Consider the following 22,405-nt stretch of genomic DNA (forward strand, 5'->3'; position numbering starts at 1 on the left):
TTATAAAACAGATGGTTATAAAGTGCCCCCCCAATAAACGTAATATTAAGTATGTTAAATAAAATCAGAAATATTTTATCATTTATAACAGGTTCAGTTTTTTTAATATATATATGTTATTCGATTTATCATAGTAGACCTCGTGCTAATCGTGATGTTATTAAATATGCTGAAGAAGAATTAACAAGCAAAAGTTCATATCAGAGTTTAGCAGATTATTTTGAAGACAAATCATCTCATAACTCAATTATATTCATGGAAAATATAAAACAATCTTTGAGATATAATAACCTTGATACACATAAAGAACTTCTTTTACGTGAAGAACTTGAAATGCAAGGGTACTCTGAAAAATATGTGATATCGTTAATGCAAAATGCTCAAATTTTTTGTTTAGAAATTAATTTTAATAATTATATATTATTTTGTACAGATATTAGAGGGAATAATTATAGTGATGTATATTATTTGTATTCATATAATGATATTAATAATTTAAAGAAAGTTTTGAAAGATTATCAAATAGAACATACTCTAAATATACCAAAACAAAAGGATGGATGGATTTATATGCTTGATGAACATTGGGGAATAATGGTAAATTTATCAAAATAATATCTAATTGTGTAGCCACACTGTTATGCAGCTTTCCAATTGGTCTTAGTAAAAAAGAATAAACTTAAACTGGTCGAACGGGTCTCTCTTCGACCTTTTTTTATGCTAGTTCCAGTTTTCCTGAAAGACCTCTTCAAGTTTTTAATCATCAGCATTTTATTCATCAGCCTAAAAATAGTTTGCCTGTCTTCTTCCTCCAATTCCTGTATTAAGTGTATTTGGTTATTGATGCCCACTTAAGCTTTATACTAGAAAAATCGAAAGCAATTTTCGAAAATACATATTCACAGAAACTTGTTTTATAAGCCATTCAATTATGATTGGCTTTTTTCAATTAACTACCCAAACTTTTTTAACTTTAAATTGATTTTTTAGGTAGGACAAACAATTGGCTACAAAATATATAATGGATATAACTACAAAAGGTGAAATAGAAGAGCTTTTGCAAGGGCACTTCTATCAATTAACAGAGCCAAAGCTTAGAGCGCTTATAGCTGAAAATGGAGTTGTAAAAAGAGTTCGCGCAGGAGAATTACTTATGGATATCGGAGACTTTATTAAAAGTGTTCCTTTAATTACTACTGGTCTCATCAAAATTATAAGAGAAGATGAAAACGGTAATGAGATATTTCTTTACTATTTACAACCGGGAGATACTTGCGCTATGTCGCTTACTTGTTGTATGGCAAATCAGCGCAGCCACATTAAAGCTTTAGCAGTAGAAGATACAGAACTGATAAAAGTACCATCGCATTATATGGATGCTTGGATGTCTCAGTTTTCTAGTTGGAAAAGCTTTGTGATGCAAATCTACCAAAGACGTTTTCAAGAATTACTTACTACAATAGATAGCATTGCTTTCTTAAAAATGGATGAGCGCTTGCTTAAATATATAAAAGACCGAGCAGAAACCACCAACTCGAATATCATTAAAACCACGCATCAAGATATTGCCGAAAAACTTAATTCTACCCGTGTAGTAATCTCAAGATTACTCAAACAGATGGAAAAGAAAGGCATGATTAAAATGGGCAGAAACAGCATTGAGTTGTTGTGATGAGGGTTTGAGATGAACGTGTAAATGCGAATTGAGGTAGAAACCTATTTGAAGAAGGAACTTTCCCTTCTCAAACAGGCGTATTTCTCTCACTAATATTGTATATTGTTATAATATCAATCAACAATTTTAGTAAATATCGAAAATGAGAAAACTGATCTACCTTATCCCTTTATTTTTTGCTCTTTTTGTAGCAATTCTAGCGCTAAATAAAGAAGACACACCAGAAGAAATTGCCCTAGCTCTTTTAAACTCCCTTGATGAAGAAAAGCGAAATCGGGTTCACATGTCACTCGAAGACAGTAGCAGAATGAACTGGCACTATCTGCCTTGGTCTAGTTGGGAGCGACCAGGCATTTCGCTTAAAGAAATGGATGCAAGCCAAAAAGCGATGGTTCATAAATTATTACAGTCTTACCTAAGTGAAAAAGGCTACAAAAAAGTAAAAGACATTATTAGTCTAGAAGATGTGCTGGCAGTAATAGATAACGACCCCAAGCGTCGCGATCCAGACCAATATTATTTATCGGTTTATGGCGACCCATCTACCAAAACTTTATGGGGCTATAATTTTCAAGGGCATCATATTTCACTCAACTTTACTATTGTTGATGGTAAAATGTCTTACACCCCAAGATTCTATGGAGCAAATCCGGCAGAAGTAAAAGCAGGTCCACGAAAAGGTTTTAGAGCCTTAAAAGCAGAAGAAGACTTGGCGATGGAACTGGTAAATTCTTTAGATAAATCTCAATCAGAAAAGGCCATATTTAAACTAGAATCTTTCTGGGATATACAAAGTACCAATCAGGCAGAGATAGAGCATCAAATTTCTCCTTTGCATACTGGAAAAGGTTTGGCTATTAAAGATATGAATCAGAAACAGCAAAATTTACTGTTTACATTGATTGATGAGTACCTTTCTGCAATGCCAAAAAAGCTGGCAGAAAAAAGAATGGCCCAATTGAAAACAGAAGAAATAGATGAAATTAAATTTGGTTGGGCTGGTGCAACTCAATTAGGAGATGGACATTATTACTGTGTGCAAGGTGAGACATTTTTGATTGAGTTTGATAATACGCAAAACGATGCAAATCACATCCATACAGTTTGGAGAGATTATGACGGTGACTGGGGTAGAGACTTAATAAAAGAGCACTACCAAAGCTCCAATCACCATCATTAATATTAGATGCAAATTGTTAAAACCATTTTCGCCATTTTAAGAAACAGAACATGGCAAAACCAACAATTCCCATGAGTGTAAGTACACCGGGGTATCCCCATTTGTAATGTAGCTCAGGCATATGTTCGAAGTTCATTCCGTAGACACCTGCAATAAAAGTAAGCGGGATAAAGATGGCAGAAAAAATGGTTAATACCTTCATAATTTCATTCAGGTGGGTACTTAATCCGGTATGATAAATATTCAGATAATCTGAAAGTACCTCCCTGAATGTTTCAATGGTTTCTGTAGCCTGTGTGGCTATATCTAGCAAATCCTTTAAATACGGATATGTCTTCTTATGGAATATGGGCGATTCTGATCTGATAATTTCTTTAATAAGCTCCCTTACAGGTCTTACTGCTTTCGATATAAAATGGAGCTCCTGCTTATAAGTATTAATCTTGTTGAGTAATAGCTGAGTTTGCTTTTTAAGCAACTGAATCTCCAAATCTTCAATATGCTCACCTAAATGATCGAGCAGATAAATATAATTGTCTACAATGGTATCTAGTAAGGCATAAGCAAGGTAATCGTTGCCAACATTTCTAAGTTTTCCTCTTTTTAATCTTATCCGCTCTCGCACAGCATCAAACACATCACCCTCCTTTTCCTGAAAAGTGAGCACAAAGTTTTTGTGAATTACGATACTAATTTGCTCATTAGATAGATGGTTATTATCACGGTTGATACTTAACATTTTAAGAGTCACGAAGAGATAGTTTTCGAAATCTTCAAATTTTGCTCTTTGATCTGTGTTAAGAATATCTTCTTGTAAGAGTGGGTGTATGTCGAACATCTCACCGATTTTACCAATAAGTTCTGTTTCGTGTAAGCCATCTACATTTATCCAACTTACAGTATTGCTATTTTTATAGTCATCCAGTTTATCGATCTCATCCAGAGTTAATTCTTTCTCGTCAAAGTGCTCGTTGGTGTAATCGATAATCCGAACTTTGGGTTTATTCATCTTTCGGTTACCAATAAAAACCAGTGAGCCCGGAGCAAGCCCTTTGTTTACCGATCTATTTTTGCTATTAAAAACACCTATAAAGCTGTTTAGTCTGGGAGGTCTAATTTTCTTTGTTGTATTCTGAATAGTTTTACTAATACTGTTCGCCATTTGTGTTTAGATAATTTCTTATATTTTGATAACAAGCTTAATTAATTCTTCCAAATATTCAATATAGAATTTAACAGAATTTACATTTTATGTTTAGCTATATTAATTACACAGTTTTACTTAAACTGTTTTAAGTTTTTGTTTCGGTTAAAAGAATGAATAAATAGAGGTTTGGATACAACGTAATTTCAAAACTTAAAAAAGTACAATAATTTTAATATGGAATTGAATAGCTGAATTAGAAAAAAAAATATTTTTTTTTAAAATCTTAATTTTTAAATAGTTCCATGTAAATATTCTTTTGCGAAATTATAGTTGATGCTATTTATGATAGAAAATGTATTTATTTATGGGTAAAAAGAAGGGTATATTGTGTTTTTGCAATTGAATATTTGGAATAGCATTAGCTTTAAGAAAAATTTGAATTCGTAAAAAAGTCTAATAAAATATTTCTTTAATCCTGTAAATCATAAAAAAAAAAAACACTTTCAAATATTTTTATCAAAAACTTTACTTTCCTCATCTTTTTCACATACCTTAGTGTCATATTACAATTTATTACAGTTTTTTTTTATCATGAAAGAAGGAAAAGTTAAGTTTTTTAATGAATCAAAAGGATTCGGTTTTATCAAAGATTCTGAATCTGACAAAGAGTATTTCGTTCACGTATCTGGTTTAGTTGACGACATCAGAGAGAATGATGACGTTACTTTCGAATTAGTGGAAGGAAGAAAAGGATTAAATGCTATTAATGTTAAGCTTGCATAAGATAATAATTAATATATATAATTAATTCTAGGTAAGCCCCTTTTGATAAAAGGGGCTTTTTCTTTGTCTATACATTAAAATATCCATTCAGAATTTTTGCCCCTCCCTCAAAATAGGATGTTTTTAAATTAATTTATAAATTAAAGTTCGATAAGAACTAACCATTTTTTGAAAACAACCATTCATAGTTCATCCTGAGTTTTCTTAAATTAAATTGATTTATGGAATTAACCTATTCCCAAAAAGTTGACAGGAGTATAGTTTCATCTTCTGTATGGCAAATGCCTTGGTTTATTTATTCGGCACTAATAGCAACAACAAGTATTATCACAGGTTTAATCTGGGATATTTCTTGGCACCTAAGCATAGGTAGAGATGGTTTATTTTCTCCACCTCACTTACTGATCTACCTTGGTGGTTTACTGGCAGGAATTGGAGGCGGTTATCTGATGATAAAAACTACTTTTTTTGGAACCCAACAAGAGAAAGAAAAAGCTGTTTGGTTTTGGGGTTTTCGCTCACCATTAAGTGCCTTGTTTTTGGTTTGGGGAGCTTTGGCTATGCTCACCTCAGCTCCTTTTGACGATTGGTGGCACAATGCTTATGGTTTAGATGTTGAAATACTTAGCCCTCCACATACATTGCTAGCCATGGGAATGATTATGGTTCAGCTCGGTTCTGTAATTCAATTGCTTTCTTATCAAAACTCAATTAAAAACTATCAAACCGAAAATGGCTTAATCGCAGAAAAAAAGCTAAAACTAGTTCAAACGATGTATGTATACACAGTTGGTATGCTTATAGCCATCGTTGGAACAATACTTTCAGAATATTTATCTCCTAATCATAGCCACGCTTCTATATTTTATATAGTTGGTGGAGCAGCTTATCCGCTTTTTTTAATTTCGGCTGGCAGAGCTTCGGGATTAAAAATGCCGATAACTACAGCGGCCTTGTTTTACATGGCGGTTCAATTATTCATGATTTGGTTATTGCCACTTTTCCCTGCAACACCAAAGTTGGGACCTGTAGTAAATCCAATTACCCATTACGTTCCTTACGAATTTCCTCATTTATTAATTATACCCGCGGTATTACTCGATCTATTTAGAAATAAGTTTGAGCTAAAAAATGATTGGCTCAATGCAGTATGTATGGGAGCTATTTTCTTTGTTAGTTTTTTGGCTATACAATGGAATTTTGGAGCTTTTCTTTTGAGCGATTATGCAAAAAACTGGATGTTTATTGGAGATGCTGTAGCTTATAACTGGAATCCAGACTGGAAGTACAGAAACGAGTTTTATCCTTGGTTAGAAACTGGAACAGCCAGTTTGCTTAAAGGCTTAGCTTGGGCATTACTAATTACCATGCTTTCAACAAGAATTGGTTTATGGTGGGGCAACTGGATGAAAGCAGTAAAAAGATAAAATATGAAAATAAATAAGATAAAAAGTCTCATTTCTCTAGGTATACTATTTACAATATTGCTGTTTTGCTCGGCACATGTTGGTAGTCCTAATATTGTATTTGAAGGCAGTGCAGGTGCTTATAAATTATTGGTGAATATTCAACCACCAGAGGTTGTTCCTGGTTTGGCTCAAGTTTCTGTGAGAATTCCAGAAGGAGAGATTAATCAGGTAAGTATGCAAACAGTATATTTTCGCTATGGAGATGAAAATGCACCCGAACCAGATATTGCTACTCAAGTCGCTGGCGACGAGACCTTATTTGCCGGAGAATTATGGTTAATGTCTAATGGTTCTTCTAGTGTAAAAATTACTGTCGATGGAATGCAAGGCAGAGGTACTACAGTAATTCCTGTACCTGCTTTGGCTACTGCTCAATTAGAACTGGATGAAAATACAGGTGTAATTTTAGTGATACTTGGTTTAATTCTTTTTATCGGAGGAGCAACCATTGTGGGGACAAGTGCTGGCGAAGCTACACTTACACCAGGTGAAAAAATCAACAAGAAAAGAAAAGGAAAGGCAATTGGGGTAGGAGTATCTATGTTATTTGTACTTTCTGGGCTCATATATTTGGGGAAAATGTGGTGGCAAAGTGAAGAGGATTATTACAAAAACAGTATGTATAAGCCGATTCAGCTTTCGGCTGAAGTGAATCAAATTCGAGATGATCAGATGCTAAGATTGCACTTGGGTGATGAAGGAAGGTTTGATAGAGTACCTGGCGATTTAATTCCAGACCATGGTAAGTTGGTGCATTTGTTTATGATGAGCGATGTAGATTACGATAATTTTGCTCACCTCCATCCTGTAAAGTATGATTCGGTTACTTATGATGTTAATTTACCAGAAATGCCAGAAGGCAAATATCATTTGTTTGCAGATATAGTTCACCAAAGTGGCTTGAATGAAACACTGGTTACATCGGTAGATATTGAGGCTGGCAACATGCAAACAGCTTCTATTATTCCAGTTTCAAACTCTTTAGATATAGATAGCATACCAGCATCAGATAGTGACGATTCTTATTATCATTTCGAAACCCCTGAAAATTTTACTCAGAATACTGTGGCTGGTTATAAAATGAAATGGGTAAGAGATAAAGAAAAAGTTTATAAAGCAGGACAGATAGAATCTTTAAAGTTTGAACTTACAGATGAAAATGGTTTGCCAGTCGTGCTCGAACCATATTTGGGAATGTTAGGGCATTCAGCCATTGTAAAAAAAGATGCTTCTGTTTTTATTCATCTTCACCCTGTGGGAACTATCTCAATGGCAGCTCAAGAAATGTTGGCAAATAGAATAAGCGATGATATAACCCTTTGTGTTGTGCTTGATTCTAACAACTACGACATGAGCAAACTACAAAATCTTAATCCGAACCAGATTACTACCATGAGTACCGAGATACTAAAAATGATGGATGAGAAAGGCTTATCAAATCAAGTTTCTTTTCCATATGCTTTTCCAAATGCTGGTGAGTATAGAATCTGGGTGCAGGTAAAAGTAAAAAATGAAGTGATAACGGCAGGCTTCGATGTGCATGTAACAGAAGATGAAGAGATGCTTGCAAAGCAATAAAAAAAGCTCACCGAGAGGTGAGCTTCTTATCATGAAATAGGAAAGAAAATTAATCAAGAAAGATCTACTTTGCTAACAGCACCATTATTTCTAATTTCTTCTGTGGCATTAAGAATAATTGTATCACCTTCGCTTAAATCACCAAAAACTTCTGTTTTACCTTCTCCATTCTGTCCTAGAGAAACAGGTACCCAAACGCTTTTCTCATCCTTCACTTTAATTACAAAAACACCTTCTGTAGAATTAAGCACCGCAGTAGATGGCACTACAAAAGATGGCTCGTTTGATACCAATGGAATCGATACCTCTGCCACCATGCCTGGGAGTAATCTTTTATCTGGGTTAACGACGTCCATTTCTGTACGTTGTGACCTCAATCTGCTATCAAGTGCACCTGCTAAGCGAGCTACTTTAGCTGTAAAAGTTTCGTTTGGATAAGAGCGAACCGTAAAGTTTACCTCGTCTTGATTCTTTAAATAGCCAATATATTGCTCAGGAACACTAATTACCAACCTCAATTTATCTTGTTGTTGAAGTGTAAAAATAGGAGAATCTGATCCTTTCCCAGTTGGGCCTACATAGGCTCCGGCACTTACATTTCTTGCAGTTATTATTCCGTTAAAAGGGGCTCTAATTTCCAGATAATCTTTATTCGCCATAATCTCGTAATGAGCAGCTTTAGCGGCTTCAAGTTGCGCCATATCTGACTTCTGTTTAGCATCAGCCATTTCAAGATCGTTAGGTGAAATGGTGCCGGGGGTTTTACTGGTTTCGAGCAAACGGTTGTAAGTAGCTTTGCTGGCAAGATAAATGGCTTCTTGCGATTTAAGCCTAGATTCTGCAGCAGCAAGCTGAGAGTTAATTTCAGGTGCATCCATACTGGCAAGCAAATCTCCTTTTTTAACTTCACTGCCGATATCAACATGAAGTTTGTTAATAAAGCTGCTCACTTTAGCATATAAATCCACCTGTTGGAAAGCAATCAGTTCTCCTGGAATTCTGATAGAGGTTGATAAATTATTTTTTGTAAGAGAAAAAGCAGGAATACCCGGAATTTCTGTTTTCTTTTCAATTCCTTCACCTTTCGCATGTTCAGTTGTGCAACTTTGCATCAAACTTGGAAAAGCTGAAAGTGTGAAAAACAAGAAGGTAATCTGATAGATTCGTCTCATGACTTAGGTACTTAAAATATATTTAAACTTTTGGTGATTTTGTATGTAAGTTGGGTATAAAGTGAATACTCTCTTCGTCTTCTGGATCGAGTGAAACACTTTGTATTGTTGTTTTTTCTTGGCCCCAAGCAAATGCAAGTGGTAAAATAAACAATACAGCAAAGGTGGATGCTACCAGACCTCCAATTACAGCTCTTCCAAGTGGAGAAGATTGATCTCCTGCTTCACCCATACCGATAGCCATTGGTACCATACCTACTACCATGGCTAGGGCTGTCATAATTATTGGTCTTAGTCGGAGTGCGGCAGCTTCTTCTGCTGCAAGAAAGGCATCGCCAGAATGCATGCGTAATTGCTCTGCATTGGTAATTAACAATACAGCATTAGATATAGAAACACCTACTGACATGATAATGCCCATATAAGATTGTAAGTTCAAAGTTGAGCCAAAAAGCATCAATAAAACTAAGGAGCCTAATAATACTGCGGGAACAGTTGCCAGTACAATTGCCGAAACTTTAAAAGATTGGAAGTTGGCAGCCAACATTAAGAAGATTACTAAAATTGCTACAACCAAACCATTTTGCAAACTATCTAGTGTTTCAATTAAGGTTTTGCTCAAGCCAATCAATTCAACATTTAGTCCTCTTGGCAATTCTCCAAGCCTATCAATAGCAGCTTGTACATCATCAGCAGCGGTGCCTAAATCAATATCGCTTATGTTAGCAGTAACAGTTAACATTGGCATTGCCCCTAAATCATCGGCTTCTCCATAAGAAGTACTTCTTTTAAATGTGGCAATGTCGCCTAATACAGGCCTTGACGCATTTTTAAGCAAAGGAATCTCAGAAATATCTTCAATGCTGTTCATCTTACTTTCAGGAATTTGCACCTGCACGTTGTAGCTGTTGTTTGATTTTGAATCTATCCAAACGTTTTTCTCTGTACTTCTTGATGAAGAAGTAGAAGCTACCAACGAACGAGCAATGTTATTTACATCAATGCCAAGCTGAGCGGCTTTTATCCTGTCTATTTCTATATTAATAACTGGATAATTGATTGACTGGCCAATTTGAATATCTCTTAAATAAGGAATCTTCTTTAGTTCAGGAATAATCTTTTTGGCATACTCTTCATTGTTTTTCTTTACCCTTCCAGAGAATCTCACTTCAATTGGAGTAGGAGAACCTTGACTTAAAATTTTGTCTGTTAATTCGATAGGTTCAAAAGAAAGTATCATTTGGCTGTTAATATCAGCAGCAATTTCGCGGATGTTGTCTTTTAATTCATCCAGTTCTACTTCATAACCATGTGCAAGTGCTACTTGAAGTACAGCTTCGTGCGGCCCAGCCATCCACAAGAATATTGGGCTAATAGAGAATAGCTGTGGATGCAAGCCAACATATCCTGAAGATACTGAGAAGTTTTCTTCCCCCACCAATTCTTTAATAGCTTCGGTAAGTTTAATGGTTTGTTCTTCAGTTCTTTCGATTCTTGTACCATCTGGTAGACGTAGTCTGATCTGAAACTGACCACTATTTACTTTTGGAAGTACATCGCGACCAATTGAAGAAATCATCAACACGACCAAAGCAGACGCAATTAATATGTATGCTCCAACAATTGGTTTTCTGTATGGAATCATTCTTTTAATAAACTTGAGGTAGCGCATTCTGAGTCGCTCCATTAAGTCTATTTTACCATCCATATTGCTGTCTTCCCTTTCTACTAACATGGCTTTTTGGCTCCATGTATCGTCTTCGTCTTCCATGTGAGAATCAGCAAAAACCTCAGCATCATTTTCTTTATCGTGCTTTCCTTTAATTAACCAGTTTGCCATGATCGGCACAAAGGTTTGTGCGAGGAAGTACGAGATCGTCATACTAAAACCGATAGACAATGCTAATGGCAAGAATAAAGAACCCGGAATACCAGACATAGTAAATGCTGGAGCAAACACCGCTAAAATACAGAATAAGATAAGTAATTTAGGGAAGGCAATTTCTTTACAAGCATCCCAAACTGCCAACGATTTGGGTTTACCCATATCGAGATGCTGGTGAATATTTTCAATGGTTACTGTACTTTCATCGACCAGAATACCAATGGCGAGTGCCAAACCACTCAAGGTCATTATGTTGATGGTTTGCCCGAATAAATCGAGGAACAAAACAGCAGAAATAATTGAAGTCGGGATGGTAAGCACCACAATTAATGCTCCTCTAGGGTCACCAAGGAAAAGCAATACCATTATTCCTGTAAGTACTGCACCAATTATACCTTCGTGCATTAAACTTTCTACTGAGTTAATTACATAAGAAGACTGATCAAATTCGTAACTCAGAGATACATCTTCTGGTAATTGAGCTTGCATGGCTGGCATGGCTTTTTTCAGGTTTTGAACAACCTCCCATGTAGAAGCATCAGCACTTTTTGCAATACTCAAGTAAACAGAGCGGCGGCCATTAACCAAGGCATAACCTGATGTTACGTCGGCACCATCTTCTATGGTGGCCACATCTCTCATATAAAGGTTCTGAACGCCTCCTTTAAAAATTGGAATGTTCTGAAAATCTTCTACCGTTTCTATTAATGTATTGGTAGGCAAAATATAGTTGGTGTCTCCAATACGCACATTACCAGAAGGCGAAGTGATGTTATTCAATCGCATTGCTTCCACTAGCTGATCTGGTGTGAGGTTGTGTTGACGAAGCAATCGAGGATCAGCTTTTATAACGACTGTTCTCACATTACCTCCAAAAGGTGGCGAACTCACCAAACCCGGAATAGAAGTAAATGTAGAACGCACATAGATATTTGCCATATCAAGTAGCTCGTTGTTTGTTCGCTGATCGCTACTTAAAACAAGCTGGCCAACTGGTAGGGTAGAAGCATCAAATCGAATGATAAAAGGTGGACTCGATCCCGGAGGAAATGCGACTTGGAGTCTATTTGAAAAAGCACTTACTTCGGCAGCAGCCTTTGCCATATCTGTTCCCGGATAGAAACTAATTTTCATCATGGTTAAACCCTGAATGTTTTTCGTTTCGATGGCTTTGATACCATTTACGAAGAGCAGAATGTTTACATACCGCTTTCCGAAGAAAGTTTCCATCTGTTCGGGAGTATAACCATTGTATGGGTGCGAGATATAGATAACAGGCAGATCGAGCTGGGGAAAAATATCAATCTTTATATTATTTACCGCTTTGTAACCGAAAAAGAAAAGCCCGGCAACTAGTACGAGAATAGTGATGGGTTTTCGTAATGCAAAACGTATTAAATCCATTTTTTAAGCTAGTTTGTAATATTCTTACAGTTGATCTTCGAATAAATTAAAATTGCCGGTTGCTGCGGCTTTCAAAAGCAAAGCCTGCCAAACATTGTTGTTTGCGATGTCTCTATCTGTTTCGGCTCTCACCAATGCGTATAATGCCTGAGTAACTGTGTTTAAATCGGTAAGCCCGTTTTCGTACAGCTTAGATTGTCTTAGATATGCTTCATGTGCAGCATCTACTTGTATAGGTGCTTCTCTAAAATTGTCGAGTGCATTTTTGATTTTGATATCTGAGAGTGCCAGTTGAGCTTCAATTTGCTGGGTTGCCAGATTATATTCTTCTTGTAGTCCAGAGCTGGTTAGCTTTTGTGCCTTAAACTGATTAGAAATTTTGAAAGGTTGAGCCAAATTCCAGAATAACCCTACACCTAAAAGATAATTTCCTCTACTAGGTTGCACGCCATCCCAATAAGCAGAACTGTAGTCTAGTTGCTCTGATGCGTAATTTGAGCCAAAACCAGAACCTCTGGTTTGAATTACCCCAACCAAGCTTACTGTTGGAAAATAAGATGCTTTAATAAAACTCTCCTGAGATTCGCTGTATTTGATTCTACTTTGGTACCATTGCAAAACAGGGTGGTTTTTTGTAGAAACAGAATCTTGTAAAAGAAAAGGAATTTTACTTACAAACACACTGTCTAGTATAAATTCTTGATGAGGTAAGCTTAATAAAACAGCTAACTGATTTGCTTGTTCTTCTTTATTTACAATTGCTTGAGTTAGCGCAATTTTAGCACTAGAAAAAGCAGCGTTCGCTTGTAGAGAATCAACTCCAGCAATTAGTCCATTGTAGGCACGCGTGGTTGCAATTTGTTTAAAAGTTTCGGCACGTTCTAGGTTTTTCTGGTAAGAACTTTCTAGTTGCTGAGCAGCCAGTAAATTAAGGTAAGCTGCTGCTACTTTTACTTTATATTGAAATACTTCTTGCTCAAAATCTCTTTGGTTAATTTCTGCTGCGGCTTCTGCTACTTTTATGTTTTGCTTTGCCTTTCCAAAAGAGAAAACATCCCAGTTTACACTTGTAAAGTATAAAGAACCAAATGCGGCATTCCACGATTCTTCGGATAAGAAAGGACCAGACGAAGCCAATCCTGATCCGCCAAAACCATAAGATGGCCCATACAAGCCATTGATAGTGCCATAATCGTTTCTTGCTCCTAATCTAACATCTGGCAGATATGCTTTTTTGGCTTGTTTAACCAATTCGTTTGATGCTTCGGAATAGTGCTTTTTAGCTCTGATCGTTCCATAATTTTTTACGGTTAAATCAATAGCTTTTTTAAGAGAAAGCACTTCTTGCGAAAATGCATGGTAACTTGTTAAAATGAGAGTCATTAAAACAAGTAAAATTTTCTTACTCATTATGCTGATTGATGTATTAGTGATTGCCGAATTTAAATAGTGCTAACAAAACTAAGAATAATCACACTTTTATCTATTGTAAAAATAGATGGTAAAACTGTAATATCCCATTGTTTCAAAACTAAATATTAAAAATTACTTAACAATTCAGGACATCCTTTAAATGAATCATCAAAAAAAAATGATTATATTAAATAATTTTGATAGTTGTAGTATCAATTGGTATTGGTGTATCTATTAGAGCTTAGCTGTATACTAATTTAGGTTATAAAAGAATTATTTGGGGATATTTCGGTAAGAACAAAGCTCATTTTAGCAAAAATTACTTCGGCATAGTCTTTTACAGCGCCAGAACTATCATATATTTGATGTTAGGTTATTACACATTTAATACTAACAAATTAAAGACTACTGATGCGAAAACGCTATAATTCAACACTCACAATTTTCTCATTTTTACTTCTCAATCTATCTGTATTTGCTCAAACAGGTTCTATTCATGAACCCGTAAGATATGTTGGTGGTGTTACGCTTGATCCCAGTGTGCACGAAGGCAGGTTGCGCTATGCCATCGGAACAGAAAACACACAAGTATTAAGAGTAAACAGAACACACCCCGAATTAGCTGATGATTTTGGTTGGACATACAATCACGCTCCAAATATTGCTTATTGGAATGGAACATTCTATTTAGAATATTTGAGTAACCCTGTAGATGAGCATATTGCTCCTGGCCATACTTTATTGGTTACTTCAAAAGATGGTAGAAATTGGGAAAAACCTAAAGAAGTATTTCCACCATATGAAGCGCCAGAAGGTGTAGAAATTCCAGAGGGATACGATGGCTACATGATGCACCAAAGAATGGGATTTTATGTAGCACCTAACAAACGCTTATTATTATTGGCTTTTTATGGCCATACAGAACACCCTTTTAATGAAGGTGGAATCGGTAGAGTAGTAAGAGAGATTTATAAAGATGGTACTTTAGGTCCTATTCATTTTATAAAGTACAGCAGCCATACAGATTTTGATGAGAGCAATACCAGCTATCCTTTTTACAAAAGCGCAAAAGATAAAGGTTTTGTAGCAGCTTGTGATGCATTATTAAAAGACAAGTTAAAAACATTGCAATGGCGAGACGAAGACAATGACCAAAACGGATTTTACGAAGTACCTGTAGAAGGAGAAGAGATTTCGGCACTTTCTTACTACCATAGAAAAGATGGAAAAGTAGTCGCACTATGGAAGTTTTCTCACACTGCCTTGTCTGACGATGAAGGAAAAACATTTTCTAAACCAGTGAAAGTGCCAACCTTGTTAATGGCTGGTGGTAAAAATTGGGGACAAAAAACGGATGATGGCAGATATGCAATGGTATACAATCCGATTGAAATGCAAGAGTATAGATTCCCACTGATTACTGTAACTAGTGACGACGGAATTATCTATGATGACATGGTGCTTGTGCATGGTGAGATTCCAGTAAGAAAGTTTTTTGGTAGATGGAAAGATTTCGGACCTTGTTATACAAGAGGTATCGCTGAAGGTAATGGAAACCCTCCAGGAGACGGTATGTGGCTAGCATATAGTGTAAATAAAGAAGATATTTGGGTAAGTAATGTACCGACTCCGGTTAAATATAGTGTAGAAGGTAATGTGAAAGATGATTTTGAAAAAATGGAAGTAGGTGGTAAAGTTACTGACTGGAATATCTATCATCCGGCTTGGGCACCAGTTGAAGTTGTAAAGAATAGTGGAGGCAAAAGCTTACAACTTTCAGACAAAGACCCTTATGATTATGCTAGAGCTATTAGAGTATTTGAAGAAGGAGAGAATGTAAAAGTGAAATACAACATCACTCCAAAACAAAATAATACAGGTTCTATAGAGATGGAAGTAGTAGACAGATATGGAAACCGCCCTGTGAGAATTATTTTAAATGAAAAAGGAGAAATTCTAGCAAATAATGGTAGTGAGTACGAAACAGTGATGAAATACGAAACTGGTAAAACTTACGAAATAGCCTTAGATGTTGATGCTACACTTTATGGTAAATACAGCTTGAGCATTAATGGAAAAGAAGTATTGAAAGATGCTCAATTGGCAGAAGCTGTAAAATCTGTTGAGAGATTATCTTTTAGAACAGGAGAATACAGAAACTTGCCTAATAGAAAAACACCGAATCAAAAGAAATCAGAACCATTACCGGGAGCTGACGAAGCAGTTGATGAAGCGATCTTTCTATTAGACAATGTAGAAGTTTCTGCTAATAAATAATTGCCTATTCTACTTTAACTTGTTGCAGTTTGGGTATGCCTATATTTAGGCCTACCCACGCAACAAGATAGGCTAAACTAAAGCCAGTAAAAATAGGAATGTAACTGCCAGTAGTTTCTAATATAACTCCTACTGAATAGGCGATTACTACACCACCTAAGGCACCAGCCGTGCCGGCAATACCTACTACAGAACCAATCGCATTTTTTGGAAATACATCTGAAACGATGGTAAAAATATTTGCTGAGCAAGCCTGATGTGCAGCAGTTCCTAAACTGATTAAAGCCACAGCTATCCATAAATCGTCTACTCTAGAAGCAATTGCAATAGGCAATGCAGCGATACCACAAATTAGAATTGTTGTCTTTCTAGCAAAGTTTACAGACTTACCTATCTTAATCAGATAAGAAGAGAACCAACCACCAGCAATACTTCCTAAATCTGAAACCAAATAGATAGTAATAAGAGGAGGACCGAGTTCTGTTAAACTGATTCCGTGTGTGGAGTTAAGGAATTTTGGTAACCAGAAAAGGAAAAACCACCATACCGGATCGGTTACAAATTTTAAAAAGCAAATGGCATAAGTTTCTCTATAAGCCAATAGTTTAATCCAAGGAATTTTCTTTTGGGTTTCTTCTTGGTCTTGTTGGATATAGGCTAATTCTTCTTTACTGAGTTTTGGATGTTGTTCTGGTGTTTTGTAAGTCGTTAACCAGAAGATCAACCATATAAAACCAATGGCACCAGTAATAATAAATGCCCATTGCCAACCCCATTGTACGGCAATGAATGGCACTGCCAAAGGAGCCAGAATCGAACCTATGTTACTTCCTGAATTAAAAATACCAGTAGCAAAAGCTCGCTCTTTTTTCGGAAACCATTCTGTAACAGTTTTTATAGCAGCAGGAAAATTGGCAGATTCGCCCAAACCCAATGTAAACCGGGCAGTAGCAAAACCAGTTACTGTACCGGCAAATGCGTGGGCAGCACCAGCCAAACTCCATATTGATATTGAAATAGCATATCCTAATCGAGTTCCAATTCGGTCGAGCAAGTTGCCCATACTTATCAAACCGATGGCATAAGCGATTTTAAAAGCAGATACAATTGTTCCATAATCCACCTCACTCCATCCCATATCTTCTTGAAGAAAAGGAGCGAGTATTCCGAGTACTTGTCGGTCGAGGTAATTAATAGTAGTGGCAAAAAATAACAAGGCACAAATTCTCCAACGATAATTTCCACCACTCTTGCTTTTATCTATTTGTGCAGCTAGTTGGTCAGTTTTCAGTTTCATATTTACAAATTAAAAATTGATAAGTGTTATTGATGCTTTTACTAGATCAAGTGAATGAAAGCATTCCTCTAATTCCAGATTCGAGCCCTCTGAGCTCAGCTAATCCGCGCATTCTGCCAATTGCCGAGTAGCCCGGATAAAAGTTTCTTCCTGCATCAAAGCTGAATTGGTGACCGTGATCTGGTCTCATCGGAATATCTACTACAGCTTTAGCTGATGCATTTCGTTTGGCTTGTTCTTTTATTAATCCCCACATTATGGCAAACATATTTACACTGCCATTGAGGTGATCTGCTTCATGGAAACTGCCATCATCTTCCCATTTTACATTTCTGAGGTGTATAAAATGGATGTGTTTTCCTAAACGGGCAATCATACCGGGTAAGTCATTTTTAGGATTTGCTCCTAATGAACCTGTACAAAATGTAATGCCATTCGATGGAGAATCTACCATTTCTACAATTGCTTTGAGGTCATTTTCATTACTTGCAATTCTTGGTAAACCTAGAATGGAGAAGGGGGGATCATCTGGATGAATACACATCTTAATGCCTACACTTTCTGCTGTAGGAATAATTCTTTCTAAAAAGTATTTAAGATTTTCCTGAAGTTTTGCATGATCAATTTTTTTATAGATGTTTAAAAATTGCTGAAATTCTGGAATGCTAAAAACTTCATCTGTCCCAGGCAGACCCGCCATAATGGTATTTTGTAGTCTTTCTTTTTCCGAATTACTTGCCTCCTCAAAATAAATAGCAGCCTTATCGCGAACACTTTTCGAAAAGTCTTTTTCGGCTCCTTCACGCTTTAGCATAAACATATCAAAAGCAGCCAGTGCAGGAGCATAATATCTTAGTGCTTCAGAACTATCTTTTAAAGTATATTTTAGGTGAGTTCTTGTCCAGTCGAGCACTGGCATAAAATTGTAGCAAACTACTTTTAGCCCACAAGCGGCTAGGTTTTTTAGTGAGATACAATACTTCTCGATCATCTCATCTCGCTGTACTGCTCCCGTTTTTATGCTTTCATGGATATTGAGGCTTTCTACAACAGACCATTTCAAACCTTTTTCCTCAATGGCATCCACTCTTTTTTTAATTTCTTCTTTTTCCCAAACATCGCCACAAGGTATGTGATGTAGGGCTGTAACAATTCCTTCGGCGCCAGTTTGCTTAATTTCATCCAGTGTTACGGCATCTTGTGGACCAAACCAACGCCATGTTTGCAGTAATTTTTTCATATGAAAACTTTTAAGATGCAGTATATTTTATTTAAGGTGTGATTTGATGTGGACAATACAAATCAAAAGAGAGAGACTTCTGCACATAAATTTTATATGCAGAAGTAATGATTTTTTATACTCCACTGTAAGAACTAAAACCTCCATCTATTGGAATAATAGTACCTGTTACAAATTGAGAAGCTTCGCTGCATAAGTATAAAATTGCACCGTTTAACTCAGATTTATCTCCAAATCTGCCCATTGGTGTATTTTGTATTACTTGTTGTCCTCTTTCAGTATAGCTTCCATCTTCGTTGGTGAGTAGTTTTCGGTTTTGGTTGCCAATAAAGAAACCAGGAGCAATGGCATTTACTCTTAAACCAGAACCAAATTTAGAAGCCAGTTCTAATGCCATCCATCTGGTAAGCATATCGATACCTGCTTTTGCCATTGAGTAGCCCATTACCCTACTGATAGAATGAGTGGCTGCCATCGAAGAGATATTGATAATGCTGCCTTCTTTTTGTTCGGTCATGGTTTTACCAAAAACTAAAGAAGGAATTACCGAACCCATCAAATTAAGGTCTAGCACTTTTCGAACGGCATCAATAGATACATCGAAAACTGTTTGGTCTGGTGAAACAGTGGCACCGGGCATGTTACCGCCAGCGGCATTAATTAGGCAATCAATTCTTCCCCATTTTTCAAGAATTTGTTCATTAACCTTTTCCAGATTTTCTTTTTCCAGAACATTGGCAGCAAGACCGATTGCATCGCCGCCAGCATCATTCAGTTCTTTCGCTTTCGCTTCGGCAGGCTCTGCTTTTAAATCCAACAAGGCGATTTTTGCGCCGTTTTCACTCAGGTATTCAGCCATGGAACCGCCTAGTACGCCTCCGCCTCCTGTTACAACTATTACCTTTCCGCTTACATCAAATAAATTCTTTTTCTCTTCCATTTTAATTGCTGGTGTTTTGGTGACTTAATTTATATGCTTCTGTTGTGATAAAATATTTAGTAATTATGTTCTGTTTTTCCCAATCGGGTATTTTTCCTTCTTTCAGGTATTCGAGGTATTTTTCTGTTACCTGAGAGAAGTGAGCTTCGTGCCCATTTTTATATTTTTCAGGGATGATGATTTCCCAACCATTGTCTGATTTCTTCATCTCCATTCCCGGATATTTGTTGGCTAAGCTTGCAAGAGTCGACTTTAATCCAGCTTCAATACTTGCAGCATCGCTACCTGCTACAGGCTCTACATATAAAGTAGGCTGATAATTTTGAGGAGCATCTTGTCTGATAATAAGGTTCGCTTTTGTGCCTCGCATCATTGAAAAGTGTGTGTCTTTTGCACCTTCTGGCGCTTCAAAATTCCAGATTACAGAGGCTTTGCCATGCACACCTCTGGTAGTAAAAATGATCTCACCATTAGCATATACCTGTAGCGAATCGTTTACTACATCTTTGTTCAAGAAATCTGGAAATTGAGTTTCACCAGTAACCTTTTCAAATTGTGTGGAAGATAAACTAGTTGGCCAACGCTTACCAGAAATCACCTCAGTTTCAGTTTTGTAATCGATACCTTGTTCAGGAAAACATTCCCAAAGAATAAGGTCAACCAAGTGCGTGGAAACATCTACAATTCCTTCTCCTTGTTGCTTAATGTCGAAAAACCATGTAGGCCTTTTTAATGGAAGCCCAGAAACGTATTTGAAAAAGTGATGCACGCTTTCTTTTGAAATGGCTGGGTTTTCAGGAGTTCCTTTTTCCAAGTCTCCAAACACTTCTGGAAAAGCCGATAACTCTTTCTGCATAATGGTACTGATCTCAAATCGCTCAGTCATGATGTCGTATACCAGCAATCCTTTTTTATCAGCCTCTTCCAAAGCAGATTTTAAAAGCTCGAATTCAGCAGGCTCAATCACCATAGGCTTATCAGCCAATACATGAATATTGTTTTTTACAGCTTCGCTGATGTATTCAGTTTTCTTACCATTATTACCAGCCACCATCATCACATTTCCGGGTTTTTCTGCCAGCATTTTCTCAAAGAAATCATCACCAGTATACACCACTTCTTCCCAATTGGTTGGTTGGTCTTCTCTGCTGTTATACAATTCTATTTTTGAAAGATGCTGTTGAACATCGTCTCCTTCAGGAGCAAAAACATAAGCTTTGGGCGATATCTGCGGATACATAAATTTTTGCACTAAAGCTGAATGAAAATGTCCGGGGTCTACCGTCATCAAAACAACTTCTCCCTTCTCACCTGAAAATTTAGGGATGTCTTCTTCCTGTTTATCTTCCATTTTCCCGGATTGTGGACTAGTGCATGCACCCGAAACAATGGCAATAGCAAAGGCTGTTGCGACTGCTCTTATTAGTGATTTTGTTAGCATGCTTTTTCTCAAGTTCATAAAATTTAGTTTAGCGAATGATTAATTATTTTAAATCAAATTCTGAATAAGATAGCTTGTCGATATGCTTAAATCCCCATGGATATCTCTGAGGTCTAGAAAGCATCGCATTGGCTTCATCGTCGTTTTTAAATCTTTCGTTTATTGGATCCCAGTGCAGTTTTCGCTGTAATTTCATTCCGATGTGTGCAACGAGACAAGCACTGCAAGAGCGATGGGCAACTTCAACAGGAGCTACAGGTTGGTTTCTGGTTTGGATGCAGTCTAACCAATTGCCATGCTGCTCTTCGCTGTGATAGAGATGAATTTCATTTTCTTCGATTTTTGAAGTGAGAATTTTAGGATCGCTTGCCTGCAAAGCCGGATTTCCATTTCCAGAAGTTGGATCGCTACTGGTTACAGAAACATCTCCACGAGAAACAAACAACCATCCTTCAGTTCCTTCGAATCGTACGCCATTCGTGAAAGCACTGCTAATTTCCATAGTTACACCATTCTCATATTTGGCAGTTACTGAGAAATCTCCATGTACATTCCACAAACCACTTGTTGGAAAATCTGCTTTCCCTTCAACTTCGATTGGGCCAGTGTATTCGGTTCCTAATCCCCAGTGAGCCGTATCGATGTGGTGAGCACCCCAACCGGTAATCATCCCTGCTCCGAACTGTTCTATTCTCAACCAACCCGGTCTAGAAAAATCGTTTTGCGGATGCACGCCATTTTCGGTGTAATAAACTTCTGGTGTGGAACCTAGCCACATATCATAATTTAAGTTTTCTGGCACTGGCATTTCAGCCCATTTTTCACCAGCGGGATCAGTTCCCAACCCAACTTTTACAGTTTTAATTTCACCAATTCTGCCATTTCTCACCAGTTCGCAAACATGCTTAAATTGAGGCCACGGATTTGTAGATCTTTGTTGGCTGCCTATTTGAAAAATGCGCCCGGTTTTATGTACAATGTTGCTCATTGCCCTACCTTCTTCAATAGTGAGTGCAGCCGGTTTTTGTAGATAAATATCTTTTCCAGCGAGTGCAGCTTCTATGGCAGGTTGCGCATGCCAGTGATCGGGTGTACTAATAATTACCGCATCAATGTCTTTATCCATTAACATCTCACGGTAATCTTCATAGGTTTTTACATCTACATAATTTGCTTTCCCTTTTTTCTCTGTGTAATAATTTTCGATAAACTGTTTACCAAGATTTGCCCTTTTGCTATCTGGGTCACTCACTGCTACTACTCGAGCAATATCGTATTTCATGGTTTCGGGTAAATCGTGACCTCTGGCAATTCTACCAAAGCCAATTTGCCCAATATTAATTTTGTTACTAGGCGCATTTTTACCTAGCACAGATGCTGGCACAATGGTAGGCATAAATATAGAGCCGACACCCAATGCTGATGTTTTGAGATAGTCTCTTCTACTTAGCTTGTTAATTGCTTTTTTAGTAGTTTGTTTTTTCATTTTCATATTTGTCAATGT

The 22,405-nt window shown here is 36.8% G+C and carries 16 protein-coding genes; 7 read left to right on the forward strand and 9 right to left on the reverse strand.

What is annotated here, in order from left to right:
* Window positions 1–51 precede the first annotated feature (51 nt).
* From OQ292_RS32100 to OQ292_RS32110, 3 genes are all read left to right on the forward strand, one after another.
* Window positions 52–615: a hypothetical protein gene (locus OQ292_RS32100; RefSeq protein WP_284688384.1), complete on the forward strand. Its 564-nt coding sequence runs from the start codon at window positions 52–54 to the stop codon at window positions 613–615.
* Between the two features lie 406 nt (window positions 616–1,021).
* Complete coding sequence (locus OQ292_RS32105; RefSeq protein WP_284688385.1) at window positions 1,022–1,672, forward strand: Crp/Fnr family transcriptional regulator; 651 nt, start codon at window positions 1,022–1,024, stop codon at window positions 1,670–1,672.
* A gap of 145 nt (window positions 1,673–1,817) precedes the next feature.
* Entirely contained in the window at window positions 1,818–2,855 is a 1,038-nt protein-coding gene (locus tag OQ292_RS32110) for a DUF3500 domain-containing protein (RefSeq protein WP_284688386.1), read from the forward strand.
* A gap of 16 nt (window positions 2,856–2,871) precedes the next feature.
* Here OQ292_RS32110 and corA read toward each other — a convergent pair whose 3' ends face one another.
* A complete protein-coding gene (gene corA / locus OQ292_RS32115; RefSeq protein WP_284688387.1) occupies window positions 2,872–4,017 on the reverse strand; it encodes a magnesium/cobalt transporter CorA in 1,146 nt (381 codons plus the stop codon).
* A 576-nt stretch (window positions 4,018–4,593) separates the two neighbouring features.
* On the opposite strand from corA, the gene OQ292_RS32120 reads away from it, so the two are divergent.
* The 3 genes from OQ292_RS32120 to OQ292_RS32130 all read left to right on the forward strand — a co-directional run bounded on the left by OQ292_RS32120 (window position 4,594) and on the right by OQ292_RS32130 (window position 7,832).
* Window positions 4,594–4,785: a cold-shock protein gene (locus OQ292_RS32120; protein ID WP_284688388.1), complete on the forward strand. Its 192-nt coding sequence runs from the start codon at window positions 4,594–4,596 to the stop codon at window positions 4,783–4,785.
* A 221-nt stretch (window positions 4,786–5,006) separates the two neighbouring features.
* Complete coding sequence (locus tag OQ292_RS32125) at window positions 5,007–6,212, forward strand: hypothetical protein (protein ID WP_284688389.1); 1,206 nt, start codon at window positions 5,007–5,009, stop codon at window positions 6,210–6,212.
* Window positions 6,213–6,215: 3 nt separating this feature from the next.
* On the forward strand, window positions 6,216–7,832 hold the full coding sequence (locus tag OQ292_RS32130) for a DUF8832 domain-containing protein (protein ID WP_284688390.1): 1,617 nt from the start codon (window positions 6,216–6,218) through the stop codon (window positions 7,830–7,832).
* 53 nt (window positions 7,833–7,885) lie between these two features.
* On the opposite strand, the gene OQ292_RS32135 is transcribed toward OQ292_RS32130, so the two are convergent.
* The 3 genes from OQ292_RS32135 to OQ292_RS32145 are packed head-to-tail and all read right to left on the reverse strand — an operon-like array spanning window position 7,886 to window position 13,703.
* Window positions 7,886–9,004, reverse strand: coding sequence for an efflux RND transporter periplasmic adaptor subunit (locus tag OQ292_RS32135; RefSeq protein ID WP_284688391.1), 1,119 nt, complete (start codon window positions 9,002–9,004; stop codon window positions 7,886–7,888).
* A 22-nt stretch (window positions 9,005–9,026) separates the two neighbouring features.
* On the reverse strand, window positions 9,027–12,293 hold the full coding sequence (locus OQ292_RS32140) for an efflux RND transporter permease subunit (RefSeq protein WP_284688392.1): 3,267 nt from the start codon (window positions 12,291–12,293) through the stop codon (window positions 9,027–9,029).
* 24 nt (window positions 12,294–12,317) lie between these two features.
* Complete coding sequence (locus OQ292_RS32145) at window positions 12,318–13,703, reverse strand: TolC family protein (RefSeq protein ID WP_348970697.1); 1,386 nt, start codon at window positions 13,701–13,703, stop codon at window positions 12,318–12,320.
* 414 nt (window positions 13,704–14,117) lie between these two features.
* Between OQ292_RS32145 and OQ292_RS32150 the strand changes: the two genes are divergently transcribed.
* Window positions 14,118–15,983: a hypothetical protein gene (locus tag OQ292_RS32150; RefSeq protein WP_284688393.1), complete on the forward strand. Its 1,866-nt coding sequence runs from the start codon at window positions 14,118–14,120 to the stop codon at window positions 15,981–15,983.
* 4 nt (window positions 15,984–15,987) lie between these two features.
* On the opposite strand, the gene OQ292_RS32155 is transcribed toward OQ292_RS32150, so the two are convergent.
* The 5 genes from OQ292_RS32155 to OQ292_RS32175 all read right to left on the reverse strand — a co-directional run bounded on the left by OQ292_RS32155 (window position 15,988) and on the right by OQ292_RS32175 (window position 22,393).
* On the reverse strand, window positions 15,988–17,280 hold the full coding sequence (locus OQ292_RS32155) for an MFS transporter (RefSeq protein ID WP_284688394.1): 1,293 nt from the start codon (window positions 17,278–17,280) through the stop codon (window positions 15,988–15,990).
* A 46-nt stretch (window positions 17,281–17,326) separates the two neighbouring features.
* On the reverse strand, window positions 17,327–18,520 hold the full coding sequence (gene uxuA / locus OQ292_RS32160) for a mannonate dehydratase (protein ID WP_284688395.1): 1,194 nt from the start codon (window positions 18,518–18,520) through the stop codon (window positions 17,327–17,329).
* Window positions 18,521–18,635: 115 nt separating this feature from the next.
* Window positions 18,636–19,460, reverse strand: coding sequence for an SDR family oxidoreductase (locus OQ292_RS32165; protein ID WP_284688396.1), 825 nt, complete (start codon window positions 19,458–19,460; stop codon window positions 18,636–18,638).
* Window position 19,461: 1 nt separating this feature from the next.
* Complete coding sequence (locus tag OQ292_RS32170) at window positions 19,462–20,919, reverse strand: putative oxidoreductase C-terminal domain-containing protein (RefSeq protein ID WP_284688397.1); 1,458 nt, start codon at window positions 20,917–20,919, stop codon at window positions 19,462–19,464.
* Window positions 20,920–20,944: 25 nt separating this feature from the next.
* Entirely contained in the window at window positions 20,945–22,393 is a 1,449-nt protein-coding gene (locus tag OQ292_RS32175) for a Gfo/Idh/MocA family protein (RefSeq protein WP_284688398.1), read from the reverse strand.
* Window positions 22,394–22,405 lie beyond the last annotated feature (12 nt).

Origin of the sequence: Chondrinema litorale (assembly GCF_026250525.1) — a bacterium.
Classification (GTDB): domain Bacteria; phylum Bacteroidota; class Bacteroidia; order Cytophagales; family Flammeovirgaceae; genus Chondrinema; species Chondrinema litorale.